Consider the following 17,094-nt stretch of genomic DNA (forward strand, 5'->3'; position numbering starts at 1 on the left):
ACCGGGTTGCTTCCATATTTTGTCAACTCGAGGGAAGCGCGTTTCATTATCAATTGTTGTAAAAACCGATTTTAATGGTCGGCAGGTAATCATTTCTTATTGTTTATGCGTTATAATTCGGTCGTGAGAGAAATAAAAATATCCCCACGATTAAGTATAGTATCAAAAAAAACGGTTACAGCAAACAGGTTTAATACACAATGAGTGATGTACGTTACACTGAAATCAGCGCGGAAGAAGAGGGGCAGCGCCTGGACAATTATCTGTTACGGGTGTTAAAAGGCGTGCCTAAAAGTCATATTTACCGCATTATTCGTGGCGGTGAGGTGCGGGTTAACAAAAAGCGTGCTCAGGCCGCGACCCGGCTGACACAGGGCGATATTATCCGAATTCCTCCCGTGCGAACGACAGAAAGCCGGGAAGTATTCGTGGGCGCTCAGCTGGAGCAACGATTAAAAGACTGTATTGTGTTTGAAGACAACGGATTACTGGTGGTGAACAAGCCGGCAGGCATTGCCGTGCACGGTGGCAGTGGTCTAAGCCTTGGGATGATCGAAGCCTTGCGCAAAACCCGCCAGGACCTGCACTACCTGGAGCTGGTTCATCGTCTGGACAAGGAAACATCGGGCTGCCTGCTCTTTGCTAAAAAAAGATCCGTATTGCGTGCCGTTCAGGCGTTACTGGCCGAGCGTGAGGTCAGTAAAACCTATTGGGCGCTGCTGGCAGGTCCGTGGACAGATGCCCGGGTCCGCCTTGTTGATGAGCCGCTGTTAAAAAACACGCTGCAGTCTGGTGAGCGCATGGTGACGATCGATCCGGCCGGAAAACCATCTCAGACGTCATTTCGTTTGCTGGAAAACTATGACCAGGCCTGTTGGGTTGAGGCATCACCCAAAACCGGCCGCACGCACCAGATTCGTGTTCACAGCGCATTCCTTGGGCATCCCATCGTGGGTGATGAAAAATATGGTAATCCGAGCCTGTCGCCGGATATATTACCGGGTAAATCGCGACTTTATTTGCATGCCCGGGCAATTCAATTTAATCTGGATGGGCAAAAGCATCGGTATGAGGCAAATCCTGATGAAGGCTTTGCCAATACCTTAAAACTATTACGTGCCGGGAGCATTCGAAGTCATGACGAAACAATATGACTTGGTAATATTCGATTGGGAAGGAACCTTGAGCGATACCCTGGGCCAGGTTCTGAACTGTGTAGCCGAAGAGGCCAGACGTCTGGGATTTGGTGAACTGGACGAGGAGGTCGCGCGTCAATCCGTAGAGCTTGGACTGGTGCATGCAATTAAAAAAGTATTTCCGGCTCTGTCTCTGCCTCAGTATGATCAGTTAATTGAGGCGGTGCAGCACTCGCTCATGTCGCGTCACAGCGATGTCTATCTGATTCCGGGAGCCCTTGCCATCGTCGAGCGTCTGCACAAGGCGGGTGTGACCATGGCCGTTGCAACGAACAAAGGCAGCCAGTCTCTGCAGCGGGCCATGCATCTGACCGGTCTTGACAAATACATCCCCTACACGCGTTGCGCGGGACAGTTTCCACCCAAACCGTCTCCGGACATGGTGGAGGATTTATTGCTTGAACTGGGGGTTTCCGCTAAGAGTGCCTTGATGGTAGGAGATTCCATTTCTGATATTGAGATGGCAAACAGCATTCAGATGGATGCCATCGGCGTGAATTTTTACGATAAAGATCCATCGTCACTACTGTCCGCCGGTGCCGTCAATGTATTTGATGACTACACGTTATTAGCGGACTATTTACAGTTGTCTGAATAAAGGGAGCATGTTTTTGTGAGTACGCTGACCAGTTTACCCAATTTGCTGACGTTGATGAGAATCATGTTGATTCCTGTTTTCATCAGCGCATTTTACTTACCCTTTTCCTGGTCTCACGGTCTGGCGGCGTTTATTTTTGCTCTGGCAAGTTTTACTGACTGGCTCGATGGCTATCTGGCCCGTAAACTGAAGCAAATGTCGCCCTTTGGTGCCTTTCTTGATCCTGTAGCTGATAAGCTGCTTATCGCCAGCACGCTGCTGCTGCTCGTGGGAGCCCGGGACATTGACTACATCACCTTGCCGGCCATTATTATCGTAGGTCGCGAAATAGTGGTATCCGCGCTGCGGGAGTGGATGGCCGAGGTCGGAGCCCGAGCGAGCGTAGCGGTGGGTTATATAGGAAAAGTCAAAACAACGCTGCAAATGGCCGCCCTGTTGTTATTGATGCTGTTTGATCCTGCTCATACTCTGTGGGGTGGAATTGGCTTCATTCTGCTATATGTGGCAGCGATTCTTACTATATGGTCAATGGTTATTTATCTTATGATCGCCTGGCCAGAATTATCTAAAAAAAATTAAATAATAGTGTTGACAAGGCGTTAGAAAACGGTAGAATCTCCACCCGTAGAGACGCGGGAATAGCTCAGTGGTAGAGCACAACCTTGCCAAGGTTGGGGTCGCGAGTTCGAGCCTCGTTTCCCGCTCCATATTAAAGCGACATTCAAGTCGCTTTTTTTTTCAGGAAGACAACGGGTATCCCTGACGCTTCTGATACATCGATTTTGGCTGTGTGGCAGAGTGGTTATGCAGCGGCCTGCAAAGCCGTGTACGCCGGTTCGATTCCGGCCTCAGCCTCCAAAATTATGCCCAGGTGGCGAAACAGGTAGACGCAAGGGACTTAAAATCCCTCGGGAGTTAAATCCCGTGCCGGTTCGATTCCGGCCCTGGGCACCAGTTACTCATTCTGTAAGGGTCCGCAGGAGTTCAAATCAGTACCTGACTGAATTGATTAATAATAAAACAGCATTGACTTCCCTCTCTCAACTCCCTCCCAGCTATTCGTTACTTTTAGCATTTAACCGCGAGGACTTTAGGTAAGGTTTATTCTTCCTCTTCCAGAAAGTATTCATTTTTCGTATTCTTTTGTGGCTATCCTATTATTTTTTGAGAAACGGGAAAACAAGCATAGTTTCAGATTGGCAACGTGAAAATGGATTGCATCTTTATAATGCAAGTGAACTATTAAAAATGCCTATAGAAAAAAGACTTGGATGCCTCCGATCTGGCTTAACAGATCTTAATATTTTACACCAGCACTATCGAGTACATGGAGATATAAAATGCCAGAATTTTGTTCTCAACCCATCTGATGGATCGCTGCAATTAATTGATTTTGGTACTTCACATAAAAGAGGCTCATCTAAATCTTTTGCACTGACTCCTGCATATAGTGACCCTTATTCTCATGGAGACGACTTCTGCAAAGATCTCTATGCCATGGGTATTGTAACAATGTATTTATTCCCAGAAATATATGCCGTTTCTTTCGATACCTACAGGGCAAATGTATCTATTAATAAATCGGACTACACGGTTGCTGAACAAGCAATTGTTAATCTCGTTAATTCAATGATGAATTCCGATGTTAGTTTAAGATGTACAAGTGGGGATGCATTAACCTACTGTAATGAGGTACTCGATCATTTTAATCATATTGATGAGAGATTTATAGAGACAATAGCAAACGCCACTATCAATCGTGCTAAATCAACAGTTGAGGATATATTGCGTATGTAAGTAACAAATAGCTTTTAAAAAATGTTTATTAAGAGTGCGTAGACAGGCATGATAATGTACCTTAATCAAGTCAGCTGCATGTAGGCAGGAATAGCTGCTACATACGGCTGACATCTAATTTCTGGAAGGTTTGCAATTATATGTCTTTTGATAAAATAGTCTGTGTGGGGAAAAATTATCTTGACCATGCCAAAGAGCTTGGAGATGCAGTGCCAGAAAAACCCGTATTGTTTTTAAAGCCAGCAAGTGTTCTTAAGCAAGCATCCGGTTGGGGTGAGCAAATGCATCTTGATTTTCATTTTGAAGATACCGAAGTGCAACCCGAGTGCGAAATTGTGCTACGTATGGCTCATGATGGATATAAAATGACATCTGAAGAAGCCAAAAGCGCTGTTTCAGACATTACTCTTGGTCTGGAGATGACTTTAAGAACACGCCAGTCTAATCTGAAAAAACAAGGCCATCCCTGGACTACAGCAAAAGTATTTAAAGATGCCGCTATTCTTGGCCCATGGATTCCTTATAGTCAATTTAGCGAGTATATGGAGACGGAATTTCAATTGCTTATTGACGGGACCCTGCGGCAATGCGCTAAAGGGTCTGACATGATGATGAAACCAGAAGATTTAGTAGTTTACATTAGTCAGTTTTTCCCCTTGAAATCAGGGGATGTTATTTATACAGGAACTCCAGCAGGAGTGACCTCAATATCAAGAAACTCTACTGCTGAAGTACGCTGGCACAATCATTCCTACAGTGTAAAATGGGAGTAATGCAGGGAGCACACATTTTTATGATAGTTGCTTAACTGGTGTGTCCGAAATTGCTTGACCACGACATTATCAGGGGGAAACTGCTTTTTGACAAACCTGATTGAGCGCAGCATACATTTCCCTTAGCAGGTGTTGCATTTTTGGATCATCCAAATGATAAGCTTCGCCAAGTTTTATCGGATTGGTGAAGCTTACCCAGGTTTGGCCGGTGCTGTCGGTCGTTATCATGATGCGTAAGGGTAAATCAAGGGCTATCGCTGGATTTGACTGCATCAGTGCTGTTCCTTTGGCTGGGTTTCCTACAAGCAAAACTTGAGTCTCCTGCAGAGCGTGGCCAAATTTTGAAGCTTCTTCACTCTGATCGATCCGAACGAAAACCTTACCGCCTTTGGCCTTGATAATGGCGGCTATGTTGTCGGCGGTTTGTTGGGTGGAATAGGGGCTTTGTATGGTTTCAGACCAATAGGCGCCTTCCGGAGCGGCCAGCCTGGCGTTAATAGCGCCGGCAATTTTACGGGACAGTATATCCAGATCGTTCAAATCTCCCTTGTTGGCGAGGAGGGTGACGCAGACTAATTCATCTTTTGCAGTAAAACGACTTAAAAAGGCAGAATAACCGGGTATATTGCCCTTAATCTGCATCATGCCTTTGTGACCATTAAAAAACCAGCCGGCATTTCCAGGCGCTGTGCCACTGTTTTTCAGGCTGACAGGATTATAAAGAAATGCCCGGTCCTCTGGGTTTTTAATTAATATATCGCCAGCCAGTGCGATATCCCAGAGACTGATATCTTCAGCGGACGCGACAATGCCGCTGTTTGAAAATGTCGAAGACCAACTGACTGGCTTGACTGGCGTCATTGTTTCATTTACCTCAGAATAGCCTGTTGCAGGCTCCGTAGGGTTTATCAGCCTGGCATCGTTTAAAAATTGACTATGTTTAAATGGCTCAGTGCCATTATTTATTTCATTTTTTATAGCATTAACGTTATTGATGAAAAAAGTCTGCTTCAGCCCAACGCGATCGATTTGATTTTTGGTAATGTATGCTTGGTACGACATTCCACTTGTTTTTTCAATGACCAGGCCAAGCAGATAAAAATCAGTTGCGCTTTTGTTAACCCTGGTTCCCGGCGCGAATAACAAATCCCTGTCCTTGACCAAAGCAATAATATCAGCTGGCTTATAATCTCTGCTGAAGTCAAAATCATGGCTCTCGCTAAAGTCAGGGATACCGGAGCTATGGGTAAACAAATCACGAATAGTAATATTTGCCCATTTCTGTGGCATATCGAAACCATTTAGATACTGGTTTAGCGGCTTGTCCAGCTCAAGTTTTCCTTCCTCTTTTAACTGCATGATGGCCACGGCAGTATAGGCATTGGTTATTTGACCAATATTAAACACGGTATTTGTGGCAACCAGGCGTTTTGAATGGGTGTCTGCAAGTCCGTATCCCACCACACGGGTTATGTAGGGAGCCTGTACAATAGCGAGCGCCAGTTCGGGAATATGATTGTCTTCCATGTATTTTATGACGAGTTCGTCAACTGATTGACCATTGTACGTGGTGTGAAAATCTCCGCGCCCGGTTGCAGAATATGATGATGCTGACATCATTCCTCCCATTATCCCTATAGTTAAGATTTTGCGCCAATTGACGGGACCCATTGCAAGCTCCTTTTGCCTCTGTGTTTGAACTGTGTATTGAGAGATCCTTTAATCACAACCTGACAACAGGACATGTCGTCAGCGCTCGATAATTGCTGCAACACCCATGCCGCCGGCAGTACAAACGCTCAATAACACACGTCCTTTGCCTTTTTCCTTCAGCATTTTGGCTGCTGCGCCAACCAGGCGTCCGCCGGTTGCGGCGAAGGGATGGCCAAGCGCGAGGCTGCCGCCTTTGACATTCATTTTTTGCGGATCGATACTGCCCATGGGTTTATCCCTACCCAGAACATCCCGGCAATACTCTGCAGATTCCCAGGCTTTCAGCGTGCATAAAACCTGGCCGGCAAAGGCCTCGTGTATTTCATAGTAATCGAAGTCCTGCAGATTCAGCCTGTTTCGGGCCAGCATGCGACTTACGGCGATGGTTGGCGCCATGAGCAGGCCTGCGCCATGAACGTAATCCACGGCAGCCACTTCGCAGTCAGCGAACCAGGCCAGTACCTCCAGATCCTGCTCTTTGGCCCATTCTGGCGAGCCCAGCAGGACGAGAGACGCGCCATCGGTCAGGGGGGTTGAGTTACCGGCGGTCAGGCTGCCTTTGTCGGATTTGTCAAACGCGGTTTTAAGGCTTGCCAGTTTCTGCATGCTGGTGTCTTTGCGTGTGATGGTGTCGCGCTGCAGGCCATCCAGATGTGTGATTAAATCATCATAAAACCCCTCATCGTACGCGCGGGCGGCGTTTTGATGGGAGCGATACGCCAGCTCATCCTGAGCTTCGCGTGTGATTCCCCATTCCTTGACCATCAATTCGCAATGCTCCCCCATAGACAGGCCGGTTCGCGGCTCCCGCACCTCTGGAAGCAGGGGCTTCAGCAGGCTGAAACGAAACGCGCTCAGGGCTTTGAGTTTTTCCTTAAATCCTTTGGCCTGTTGAAATGCAATCAGAAACCGCGTCAGTTTTCTCTGACCTATCAGAGGGATATCGGAGTTGGTGTCTGTTCCACCGCCAATGCCGGCTTCGATTTGTCCGCCGGCAATTTTCAGGGCAATGAGGTTAACGGCTTCGAGGCCGGTACCGCAGGCACGCTGAATGGTTAAGCCCGGTGTGTCGGGTGACAGTTCACTGCCCAGCACGACTTCTCTGGCCAGATTCCAGTCGAAGGGATGGTTCATGACCGCGCCGGCTATCACATCTCCCAGCAATTGTCCCTGGATCTGAGTTTTTTTAACCAGATCAGTCAAGACAACACCCAGCAGATCCTGATTGGATTTACCCAGATAATGGGTCTGTGATTTGACAAATGGGGTTCGAGAGCTGCTGAGTATGGCGACGCGCTTTTTCATGCTCACAGGAATATCCTTAAATGAGTTCTCTGTACTCTAAGTATATACCTATTCTTCCTTTGCCATGCGGCTCATCAGGTTGCGTACGGCCTGTTCGGGTGTTATGTGAGCATTGAGCAGGGCGTTAACCTGGGTGCAGATGGGCATTTCGACCTGATGCTGGTCTGCCAGCAGGCAAACCTGCCTGGCGTTGTGTCGGCCCTCAACCACCTGGCCGATGTGCCGCTCGGCTTCATCCAGTGACACTCCGCGGCCCAGCTGCAGACCAAAACGGCGATTACGTGACTGATCATCGGTGCAGGTTAATACCAGATCACCAACGCCAGCCAGACCGATGAAGCTGTCTTCACGGGCGCCCAGCGCCAGTCCCAGACGACTCATTTCAGCCAGACCACGGGTAATCAGCGCGGCTTTGGCGTTGGAACCATAACCAAGACCATCGCTGACGCCGCAGGCAATGGCCAATACGTTTTTGACCGCTCCGCACAGTTGCACACCAGGCAGATCGCTGCTGAGATAAACACGCATGTTTTTATCGTGCAGGGTTGCCTGAATGGAACGCTGAAAGCCTGGGTTGTTTCCTGCCAGCGTCAGGGCGGTAGGTAAATGGCGCGCGACTTCCCCGGCAAAAGAGGGGCCGGCAATTACGGCAACCGGGTAGTCGTCGCCCCAGCGTCGAGCCACCAGCTGGCTTAAAAATCCGTTAGTATCCGGATCCAGGCCCTTAGTCAGCCATGCAAGGCCACTTTTGGGTTTGCTGATGCGGGATAACAGTTCTGGGAAAGCATGCGAAGGAACCGCCACAATGACTATCGATGCCTTTTCGAGGCAGTCTTCAAGTGAATGGGTCGGTTTCAGCAGAGCCGGAAAGGGAACTCCGGGAAGGTAGGCTGTGTTAGCCCTCTGTGTTTCCATGTCTGAGACATGTTGTGGAGTATGTCCCCACAACATGACCTCGTGCCCGCAACTGGCCAGATGAATGGCCACAGCTGTACCCCAGGAGCCAGCCCCAAGGATAGCAATCGGTGAGCGGGCATTGCCTTTCATTAGTGTGCCGTTTCGGCTTGTTTCGCTGCGGCTTCCTGCTTGTCCTGCATTTGCTGCATGAACAGGGCATCGAAATTGACTGGAGCCAGAACCAGCTGCGGGAAGCTTCCGCGAATAACATTGGAGGTGATGGCTTCACGGGCATAAGGGAACAGGATATTGGGGCAGAAGCTGCCTAACAGATGTTCCAGTTGTTGTGCAGGGGCGCCCTGAATGGTGAAGATTCCAGCCTGTTTGATCTCAGCCAGAAATGCAACAGCATTTTGATTGTTGACGGTTGCTGTAACGGTCAGAATCACTTCATACACGCCTTTTTCCAGTTCGTTGTACTGGGTATTCAGATCCAGAGACAGTTCTGGTTCCCATTTTTGCTGAAAACAGGCCGGGCTGTTTGGAGCTTCAAAGGAGGCATCTTTTACATAGATTCTTTGAACCATGAATTGCGCTTCGCCTGCCTGTTGTTCTGTTGCTGATTGTTCTGTCATGATAAATCCTTAACGTGATAAAAGCTTGTCTAATTGCCCTGTACTTTCCAGAGCGTGGAGGTCGTCGCAGCCGCCAATGGCCTCGTCGTTAATAAAGATTTGCGGCACAGTATGGCGGCCGCTGAGCGCCATCATCTCGGCGCGTTTTTCAGGATGTTCGTCGATGCGGATATCCTGATAGGAAACCTGTTTTTTATCAAGCAGAGCACGCGCCCGGATGCAATAGGGGCAATAGGCTGTGCTGTACATGAGAACCCTGGCCATGATGATTACTTCCCTTTAACCAATGGTAAATCAGCATTTTGCCAGGCTGTCATGCCGCCAGCCAGCACCATGGGGCTTGTGAATTCCTGTGAGCGCAGTCTGCCTGCCAGAGCAGCAGATTGCTGTCCGTTACCACAGACCAGAACGATGGTTTTGTTTTTGTATGCGTTCATTTTGGGTAATGAAAAATCGTCTGCTGTGGCGGGCTGTGCGCCAATAATGTGTCCTTTTTTGTAATTGTCGGCATCGCGCAAATCAAAAACCGTGGCATCGTCATTGTTAATCAGAGCGACCAGGGCCTGCGGAGAGATTTCTTTAGCCTTGTTTTTCTGAGCAACCCGTTCGTTGATAAAAATCAACAGCAGGATAACCAGAAAAGCCAGCCATAGTTCCCAGTGATTAATAATAAATTGACCTAAGTGAGCCATATGTTACTCGGTTCCGATGTAATAATAATGCGATGAATTATCCCTGGATCGCAGGGATAACGCAAGTTTCATTTTTTACGACTCTGGCCATTTTAGATTTTGTCGCTTTCATGAGTTTCGTAATAAGCCATCACCGCTGGCAACGGTCTGCTGACGGCAGCCGATGGGGCTTTTATCTGCAGTATGGCCGCCAGGGTTGGTGCTATATCATTGGTGTAGACGGGCTCCGAGACACGCTGTGGCTTAAAGGCCGGGTTAACGAACAGCAGCGGTACGAAGCTGTCATAGCGCCAGGGTGTGCCGTGGTCAACGCGCACACTGTCGTTGCCGGCAGACTGGTAGGGCGGCTGAACCAGATAGATGTCACCGGCACGGTTGGGAATCGCCATTTTATCGACTTTTGCACTCAGCCAGTCTTGCTCAATCCCGCTGATTGGCAGCGGATAAGCCCGGAAAATACCCTCTTGCTGGTTGAGCATTTCAACCAGAGTATTGCTGACTGCCTGAAGCGATACCTGTGCTTCTGCCAGTACGCGGTGATCGAGGTAAAGGTAAGGCAGGCGAATGGCCTGCAGCGCTTTGGCGGGTAATTTGTGACGCTCAGCCAGGCGGGTCTCTATCAGCTGGCGCAGGGCTTTTTCATCCACAGGCGCCACGTTGTTCATGTGGTTCTGTGCCAGATAAGCGGGTGAATCGGCTATGCCGTGGTCAGCGGTCAAAACAATCAGAGTATTTTCAAGACCCACTTCTTTGTCGATATTGCTCAGGAGGGACGCGAGGGTTTTATCCAGCCGCAGCAGATTTTCTTCTGATTCCAGGCTGTTGGGCCCGAACTGGTGGCCGATGGCGTCAACGGAGGAAAAGCTGATGCCGAGATAATCGGTTTTACCGGCAGTCTGTCCCAGCTTTTCTTCACGAATCAGCCGACTGGCAAAATCAGCGCTGAATTCATCGGTTTTGGGCGTCATGGACAAGTGCTTGTAATACAGTGAATTGCCTGGTGCTCCGGTTTGGTGGGGGAAAGTTTTGCCAAAATCCGGATAGTCATTCGTGATGACAGGCGTGTCGGCAAAGCGGTATTTCACCGGCTCCTTACTTAAGGTCCAGGCTTCGACTGGATCCTTGTACTGTGCGTTCCAGTCGCTGACCCAGGATGGATAGCTGGCATAATAATACTGGCTGGTCACGAAACCACCGTTTTCCCGATCAAACCAGAACGCCTTGCCAGCGTGCCCAGCCAGGCTGATGGCGGCGCGATCTTTCAGAGAAACGGCAAAGGAGCGTCCGGTTTTGCTGAGCACGACTTCATCGCTCAGGGTAGACGACAGGATATTGCGAGGAGAGCGTCCCTCCAGTGTTTTTTTGCTGCGTGCGGTGGGCAGGATGGCACTTTTATTATCCCCTACGCAATACATGTCCTCACCACTGTCGCGGTCAAACCATTCGTTGCCTATGATGCCATGCAATGAGGGATAGGCACCGGTTGAGATGGTGGTGTGGCCAACGCAGGTGATGGTATAGGCATGTGGATGATGGGCGTTTTGAAAGTTAATGCCATGAGAAAGAAGGTAGTTAAAGCCGTTGGGGCCGAAATCGTTCTGATATTGATGCAGCAGGTCGCCGCGTAACTGATCGACCACCAGTTGAACGATTAATCTGGGTGCATCCGGCTGCGCGCCAGACGCCTGAGAGCCCAGTAAAAAAATCAGAGGAATGATGCGCTTCATGAACAGGTTCTCCTTAGGTTTCTGGCAGTCTAGCACGGGACCTGTGTCGGGGAAAAGTTGATGTTTTTTTTAATGCAATCATAAGGTTGTAAATTGTCTAGTTAGTATAAAGAAAATTCATGACGTACGCTGGTTTTTGGTTTACACTGAGAATCGGTGAGGAGTTCTCACTCAAATCTTGCAATGGATTTTAAGGAGAAAGAAATGGGATTTAAGCCTAAAGACTGGGATTTATTAAAGGACGATTTTTATGATCTGGTGTGGGGTTTATTGGTTCATCACAATATAATCAAACAAGAAGCTGTTCCAAAAGATAAAAGTAAGCTGAACATGACTTTGGTAAATGATCTCACCGATGATCGCAAGCCAGAGATTCAATTTTTAATTCGTGTAATACAATTTCTGGATGAACAGCTGCCTTCACCAGACCATAGGGATTACTCAAGGTCAAGAATAGAAAACTCGCGTAAATTTTCTGGATTTTTTGATATCATTCTTCGAGAGATTTATGATTCCTATAAACGCAATGTGTTTCTTATGCCGCCATTTAATAATCCCAACAGAAGTTACGTATACAAACATGGCCATAAGGTAATTGGAATCACAGACGTAAATGTTCTGGATCCAAAGTCGAAAGCTCTTTTTGTCGAAAGGGCTTGTACACTTTTATCTCAACAAATGTATGAACAGGAAAATGGCGAAGATAAATTACGGGCAACTCATCGTTTTTCAGATATTACAGGATTTGATTGTTCTACATATTTGACGTTGGGCATACAGATAGTTTCAGAAAATAAGCCTAAGCATGTCATGTTAAAAAAGACAGAGCTGGCGGAGTCACAGAAAGCAGCTGCTGAGGCTGAAAAGAAAAGACAGGCCGAAGCCGATAAAGCCGCGGGTAAGACAACATCCATCTTTGGCTCGTTTTTTTCTAAGCCAGCTACTGCAGGAGCGGTCAAGGATGATCCTGTTTTAGCCGCTCTGGCTCAGGAAGAAGAGGAAGCCGCGTCTGCTCTTCCATAACGCACACAGTAAGGCATTCGGCATGCCCGGTTGACTTCCGGGCATGCCTGTTCGCGTTGAAACATCAGCCTGCAATCGGATGGCCCTGCGCCTGCCAGTCCATGATGCCACCGTCTACCGAAAACACATTTTTATAACCCATATCCATCAAGGCATGCGCTGCATAGAGCGATCGCACACCTCCCTTGCAATACAGGTAAACAGGAGCGTTACGGTCTGCCTGGGCTTTTTCGATGCTTTGTGTCAATTCGTCTTTGGGAATCAGAATGGCGCCGGGAATGTGTCCGCCTTGCCACTCGTATGGCTCGCGTACGTCAATCAGGCACAGGTCAGGGTTTTGTTCCATGTGCTGTTTTAACTGATGTACGTTAATGGTCGACAGGTGATGTTGATTCATGATCTAATAGGTCTCGTCAGGGTAGAGTGATGAATAAACCAGTATATGGCTGCTGTAATAACACCGCCAAGCAGGGTAGCGAAAGCCCAGGTTGCTGCTGATACCAGTGCCGTGTGCTGACCGGAGGCACGCAGGCTGCCGGCATCACGGGCGACGGCGCCGGCAAAGAGCAGGTGCAGGATCCCACTGATGAGGATCAGCAGGTATTGCAGCGTTTCCAGTTGGTTGGCGTATTGTTGTACCAGAGCGTTCAACATGACTTTGTGGCCTGCGTTGGTGGTTTGAGTAATCTTACCAGAAATGAGAAGTGCGCGCACGAAGATGAGGGACAGGTTACCTGTAAACAGGACTGAAAACTGAAGCGGACTTGTCTTTGGAAAGGGATCTTATCGTGCCGGGGTTAACTAAGGAGCCGTTATGAAAAAATATTGTTTTCTCGCTGTTGCTTTATGGGCAGGTCAGTCGTTAGCCACACCCAGTGAGATCATCGTTGTACGTCATGGGGACAAACCTCTGGAGCCGGCAGCCAAATGGGCAGATGTCTCTCATCCCAGTCTTTCTTTAAATGCAAAGGGGACGGTACGCTCGGTTGTAATGGCGCGTTATATTCTCAGTAAGTTTGGCAAACCCGATTACGTATTTGCCACGGCCGCGGCAAATGACCGGCACGAAGAGTTATCCGTACGCAATATACAAACGGCAGGACCTCTGACGACCATGTTGGCTGAGGACAATCCTGAAGGCTATAAAATGTACTTCCCCTATACTGCGACAGAGTACGCCAGACTGAGTAAGGATCTTCTCAGCGACAGTCGCTACGATAACAAAAAAATTGTGATTGTCTGGAATCACCACCACATTCCCGCCCTGCTTAACGCTCTGGGCATCAAAGACAAAATACCCGTCTGGCCACAGAACAATTTTGATACGGTTTATGTGCTTGATTATGCAAAGAATGGCCAGCTGTCCAGCTGGAAGCGTCTCGACAATCAGTATCCCGTTTCTGACAAGGTAACCTGGGAGAGCCTGGCTGCCCTGGCCAACGGGTAGTCCGGCACTGTTTCACGAAAAGGGAGAACACGAATGCCTCGACTCATCCCGGCGCTGATTTTTTTTCTGTCTGGCTGGCCGCTTCAGGCTGCACCGGCGTTTGATGCGGTGGCTCTGGGGGTTCGAGGCGGTGTTGATGACGGTAACTTATCAGCCTGGCTGCTGAAGCCCGTAGCGGCTGACAATTACGTGTCGCTGGATTCGGGCACCCTGGTCAACGGCCTCACGAAGGCCTTTGGCCGCAATGCTCCGGATATTCTTGCTCATCACATCCCGGCCTATTTAATTTCGCACGCGCACCTCGACCATTACATCGGCCTCGTTCTGGCGCAGCCGGAACTGCGTCAGCAGCAGACGGTGATGGCGAGTCAGGAAACGATGAAAACGCTGTTATCTTATATATTTACCTGGGCGACCTGGGGTAATTTTGGTGATGAAGGTGAGGCACCCCGGCTGGGTTTTCAGCGCTATCACCGCCTGCCCTTGCTGACCTGGGAAACGATTCCGGGCACCGACATGGAGGTTAAGGCCTTCCCATTGAGTCATGGCAAAGGCTATCCATCGACAGCCTTTCTGATCCGTCATGATCAGAATTTTGCCATATATTTTGGTGATACCGGTGCTGATGTTCTTGAGAAATCAAGCAATCTGAGCGCGATTTGGGCGGAGCTGGCTCCTTTGGTGCGCCAAAAAAAGCTGCGGGCTGTTTTTCTGGAATGTTCTTTCCAGGAGTCGCGGGCAAACGGGGAGTTATTTGGTCACCTGAAACCTTCACTGTTTATGGATGAGCTGAGGCAGCTGGCAGTGCGCGTTGATGAAAAACAGCCTGAACAGGCTTTGGCCGGGCTGCTGGTCTTTGTGACGCACGTTAAGCCGGCGCTGGGGTCGAAGGGAGGCGACGGCACGGCCAGAGCCGTGCTGTCTGAATTGCAGGCGAAGAACACGCTGGGACTTCGCCTGGTGTTACCGGTGCAGGGTGAGCATTATCAGTTGTAATTCGACCGCTCAGCTCTGAACCGAGGCATTGCTGTTTTCATTCTTTGCCTGTTTAACCTTCAGGTCAAAGCGATCCGCATTCATTACTTTTACCCAGGCTTTAATGAAGTCATTAATGAATGTTTCCTTAGCATCATCCGTTGCATAAAACTCCGCAACAGCCCTCAATTCTGAGTTGGCGCCAAAAATGAGATCCACGGATGTGGCCTTCCATTTCAATTGCCCCGATTTTCTATCGAAACCTTCATAGATGCCATCTTCGCTCTGAGATTTCTTCCACTCTGTGGACATGTCCAGCAGATTGACAAAAAAGTCATTGCTCAGGGTGCCTGGCTTGTCCGTCAACACACCATACTGGTTTTGCCCGGCGTTACCATTAAGCACGCGCATGCCACCAATAAGAACCGTCATTTCCGGAACACTCAGGTTCAGCAGGCTTGCTTTGTCTATCAGCATTTCCGGTGGAGATTTCTGATTGTTCTTGTCGAAATAGTTACGGAAACCGTCTGCTGATGGCTTAAGAACCGCAAAGGAGTTGACGTCGGTCATCTCTTGTGTGGCATCTGTACGTCCGGGCGTAAATGGTACCTGAATGTTGAAGCCAGACTGCTTCAGCGACTGTTCAATAGCAACATTACCCGCAAGGACAATCAGATCGGCAAGGGATACTTTCTTGCCTCCTGTCTGAGCCTTATTAAACTCAAGCTCAATCCCCTCAAGGGTTTTTAAAACCTGCGCCAGCTGAGCCGGATCATTGACAGGCCACTCGTTCTGAGGGGCAAGGCGAATTCTGGCTCCGTTGGCACCACCGCGCATGTCGGTATGACGGAAGGTAGAGGCCGAAGCCCAGGCTGTTTTTAGCAGATCCGCGTTGGTCAGACCAGAATTGATAATTTTATTCTTAAGCTGGTCAATATCCTGCGTATCAACCAGGGTGTAATCAACGGCTGGAACCGGATCCTGCCAGATCATGGTCTCTTTGGGAACGAGGGGACCGAGATAACGTGATTTGGGTCCCATGTCGCGGTGAATCAGCTTAAACCAGGCCCTTGCAAAGGCATCGTTGAATTCCGCCGGATTATCAAGGAAGCGTTTGGCAATTTTGCTGTATACAGGGTCAAATTTAAGAGCGAGGTCGGTTGTCAGCATCACGGGAGCGTGTCGTTTGCTGGCATCAAAGGCATCGGGCACCATCGATGACGCACTTTTGTTGTCGGGGATCCATTGCGTGGCTCCAGCCGGGCTTTTAGTCTGGACCCAGTTAAAGGCAAACAGGTTTTCCAGATAGTTGTGGCTCCATTTCGTGGGAGATACCGTCCAGGCACCTTCCAGACCACTGGTAATGGCGTCTTTACCTTTGCCGGTGCCGTAGCTGTTTTTCCAGCCGAATCCCTGCTGATCGATGTCAGCGGCGGCTGGAGCTGGCCCCAGATTCTGAGTGGAAGCAGCGCCATGCGTTTTACCGAATGCGTGTCCTCCTGCGATGAGTGCGACGGTTTCTTCATCGTTCATCGCCATACGTCCGAAGGTCTCTCGTATGTCTTTTGCCGCTGCGAGTGGGTCAGGAACACCGTTTGGCCCTTCCGGGTTGACATAAATCAAGCCCATCACCGATGCGGCCAGCGGTTTTTTAAGCGTTCCATCCGGGGCCTTACGGTTACTCTCCAGCCATTTTCCTTCAGAACCCCAGTTGATATCTACCGCCTCCCAGGCATCTATGCGGCCACCGGCAAATCCCATGGTTTTGAAGCCCATGGATTCCATGGCGACATTTCCTGCCAGAACCAGCAAATCAGCCCAGGAAATTTTGTCGCCATATTTTTGCTTGATTGGCCACAGCAAACGACGTGCCTTATCGAGATTGGCATTATCCGGCCAGCTGTTTTGAGGAACCAGACGCTGAAAACCACCATTGGCGCCGCCGCGACCATCAAAAATCCGATAGGTTCCAGCCGCGTGCCACGACATTCGGATAAACAGTGGGCCGTAATTGTTATAGTCGGCTGGCCACCACTCCTGTGAGGACGTCATTAAGGTTTTGAGATCAGCAATAACGGCGTTGAGATCAAGGCTGTTAAATGCCTCCGCATAATTAAAGTCTTCTCCCTGTGGGTTAGAGGTGGCATTGGGTTGTCGAAGAGGGCTCAGGTCGAGCATTTTAGGCCACCAGTATTCATTGGTTTTGGTGGTATCGTCTGCGTATAAGCCTGTATTGGACAGTGCTGCCGTTAAGACGGTAATAAATGATGCAATTCGTTTTAGCATGGCCGTTAAATTCCTTTTTAAATGGTTATA

Annotated in this window: 18 protein-coding genes and 3 tRNA genes; 11 read left to right on the top strand and 10 right to left on the bottom strand. The window is 49.0% G+C overall.

The window, feature by feature from the left end; all coding sequences use genetic code 11:
- Window positions 1-200: 200 nt before the first annotated feature.
- From ACQUTA_RS10730 to ACQUTA_RS10765, 8 genes are all read left to right on the top strand, one after another.
- The gene (locus tag ACQUTA_RS10730; protein ID WP_444988247.1) at window positions 201-1,154 is read left to right on the top strand and encodes an RluA family pseudouridine synthase; all 954 of its coding nucleotides are present in this window, start codon (window positions 201-203) and stop codon (window positions 1,152-1,154) included.
- A complete protein-coding gene (locus ACQUTA_RS10735; RefSeq protein ID WP_444988248.1) occupies window positions 1,138-1,794 on the top strand; it encodes an HAD family hydrolase in 657 nt (218 codons plus the stop codon). Before ACQUTA_RS10730 ends, ACQUTA_RS10735 begins: the two co-directional genes overlap by 17 nt.
- 15 nt (window positions 1,795-1,809) lie before the next feature.
- A complete protein-coding gene (gene pgsA / locus ACQUTA_RS10740) occupies window positions 1,810-2,373 on the top strand; it encodes a CDP-diacylglycerol--glycerol-3-phosphate 3-phosphatidyltransferase (protein WP_444988249.1) in 564 nt (187 codons plus the stop codon).
- Between the two features lie 53 nt (window positions 2,374-2,426).
- A tRNA-Gly gene (locus ACQUTA_RS10745) sits at window positions 2,427-2,501 on the top strand.
- Between the two features lie 77 nt (window positions 2,502-2,578).
- Window positions 2,579-2,652: transfer RNA gene (locus tag ACQUTA_RS10750), tRNA-Cys, on the top strand.
- 7 nt (window positions 2,653-2,659) lie between these two features.
- Window positions 2,660-2,748 (top strand) — tRNA-Leu (locus ACQUTA_RS10755).
- A 294-nt stretch (window positions 2,749-3,042) separates the two neighbouring features.
- On the top strand, window positions 3,043-3,591 hold the full coding sequence (locus tag ACQUTA_RS10760) for a protein kinase domain-containing protein (protein WP_444988250.1): 549 nt from the start codon (window positions 3,043-3,045) through the stop codon (window positions 3,589-3,591).
- Between the two features lie 140 nt (window positions 3,592-3,731).
- Window positions 3,732-4,364, top strand: a complete 633-nt coding sequence (locus ACQUTA_RS10765; RefSeq protein ID WP_444988251.1) for a fumarylacetoacetate hydrolase family protein — start codon at window positions 3,732-3,734, stop codon at window positions 4,362-4,364.
- A gap of 69 nt (window positions 4,365-4,433) precedes the next feature.
- Here the strand turns inward: ACQUTA_RS10765 and ACQUTA_RS10770 are convergent, their stop codons facing one another.
- The 7 genes from ACQUTA_RS10770 to ACQUTA_RS10800 all read right to left on the bottom strand — a co-directional run bounded on the left by ACQUTA_RS10770 (window position 4,434) and on the right by ACQUTA_RS10800 (window position 11,333).
- Window positions 4,434-5,981: a serine hydrolase gene (locus tag ACQUTA_RS10770; RefSeq protein WP_444988252.1), complete on the bottom strand. Its 1,548-nt coding sequence runs from the start codon at window positions 5,979-5,981 to the stop codon at window positions 4,434-4,436.
- Between the two features lie 132 nt (window positions 5,982-6,113).
- Window positions 6,114-7,382 carry an acetyl-CoA C-acetyltransferase gene (locus tag ACQUTA_RS10775; RefSeq protein WP_444988273.1) on the bottom strand — a complete coding sequence of 423 codons (1,269 nt, stop codon included), beginning with the start codon at window positions 7,380-7,382 and terminating at the stop codon, window positions 6,114-6,116.
- 48 nt (window positions 7,383-7,430) lie between these two features.
- On the bottom strand, window positions 7,431-8,429 hold the full coding sequence (locus tag ACQUTA_RS10780; RefSeq protein ID WP_444988253.1) for an NAD(P)H-dependent glycerol-3-phosphate dehydrogenase: 999 nt from the start codon (window positions 8,427-8,429) through the stop codon (window positions 7,431-7,433).
- The gene (gene secB / locus ACQUTA_RS10785; protein ID WP_444988254.1) at window positions 8,429-8,914 is read right to left on the bottom strand and encodes a protein-export chaperone SecB; all 486 of its coding nucleotides are present in this window, start codon (window positions 8,912-8,914) and stop codon (window positions 8,429-8,431) included. Before secB ends, ACQUTA_RS10780 begins: the two co-directional genes overlap by 1 nt.
- A 9-nt stretch (window positions 8,915-8,923) precedes the next feature.
- Window positions 8,924-9,178 carry a glutaredoxin 3 gene (gene grxC / locus ACQUTA_RS10790; RefSeq protein WP_444988255.1) on the bottom strand — a complete coding sequence of 85 codons (255 nt, stop codon included), beginning with the start codon at window positions 9,176-9,178 and terminating at the stop codon, window positions 8,924-8,926.
- Between the two features lie 5 nt (window positions 9,179-9,183).
- Window positions 9,184-9,606: a rhodanese-like domain-containing protein gene (locus ACQUTA_RS10795; RefSeq protein ID WP_444988256.1), complete on the bottom strand. Its 423-nt coding sequence runs from the start codon at window positions 9,604-9,606 to the stop codon at window positions 9,184-9,186.
- A gap of 92 nt (window positions 9,607-9,698) precedes the next feature.
- Window positions 9,699-11,333, bottom strand: a complete 1,635-nt coding sequence (locus ACQUTA_RS10800) for an alkaline phosphatase family protein (RefSeq protein ID WP_444988257.1) — start codon at window positions 11,331-11,333, stop codon at window positions 9,699-9,701.
- A 204-nt stretch (window positions 11,334-11,537) separates the two neighbouring features.
- Here ACQUTA_RS10800 and ACQUTA_RS10805 point away from each other — a divergent pair, with 204 nt between their 5' ends.
- The gene (locus tag ACQUTA_RS10805; RefSeq protein WP_444988258.1) at window positions 11,538-12,356 is read left to right on the top strand and encodes a hypothetical protein; all 819 of its coding nucleotides are present in this window, start codon (window positions 11,538-11,540) and stop codon (window positions 12,354-12,356) included.
- Between the two features lie 64 nt (window positions 12,357-12,420).
- On the opposite strand, the gene ACQUTA_RS10810 is transcribed toward ACQUTA_RS10805, so the two are convergent.
- Window positions 12,421-12,753 (bottom strand): rhodanese-like domain-containing protein, encoded by a 333-nt coding sequence (locus tag ACQUTA_RS10810; protein WP_444988259.1) that lies wholly within the window; start codon window positions 12,751-12,753, stop codon window positions 12,421-12,423.
- On the bottom strand, window positions 12,750-13,010 hold the full coding sequence (locus tag ACQUTA_RS10815) for a hypothetical protein (protein WP_444988260.1): 261 nt from the start codon (window positions 13,008-13,010) through the stop codon (window positions 12,750-12,752). Before ACQUTA_RS10815 ends, ACQUTA_RS10810 begins: the two co-directional genes overlap by 4 nt.
- A 160-nt stretch (window positions 13,011-13,170) precedes the next feature.
- On the opposite strand from ACQUTA_RS10815, the gene ACQUTA_RS10820 reads away from it, so the two are divergent.
- Both ACQUTA_RS10820 and ACQUTA_RS10825 read left to right on the top strand, forming a co-directional pair.
- Window positions 13,171-13,803 (top strand): histidine phosphatase family protein, encoded by a 633-nt coding sequence (locus ACQUTA_RS10820; protein WP_444988261.1) that lies wholly within the window; start codon window positions 13,171-13,173, stop codon window positions 13,801-13,803.
- A gap of 33 nt (window positions 13,804-13,836) precedes the next feature.
- Window positions 13,837-14,799 carry an MBL fold metallo-hydrolase gene (locus tag ACQUTA_RS10825; RefSeq protein WP_444988262.1) on the top strand — a complete coding sequence of 321 codons (963 nt, stop codon included), beginning with the start codon at window positions 13,837-13,839 and terminating at the stop codon, window positions 14,797-14,799.
- Window positions 14,800-14,808: 9 nt separating this feature from the next.
- On the opposite strand, the gene katG is transcribed toward ACQUTA_RS10825, so the two are convergent.
- Entirely contained in the window at window positions 14,809-17,064 is a 2,256-nt protein-coding gene (gene katG, locus ACQUTA_RS10830) for a catalase/peroxidase HPI (RefSeq protein ID WP_444988263.1), read from the bottom strand.
- Between the last annotated feature and the right edge of the window lie 30 nt (window positions 17,065-17,094).

The sequence above is a fragment of the Legionella navarrensis genome (assembly GCF_052527415.1).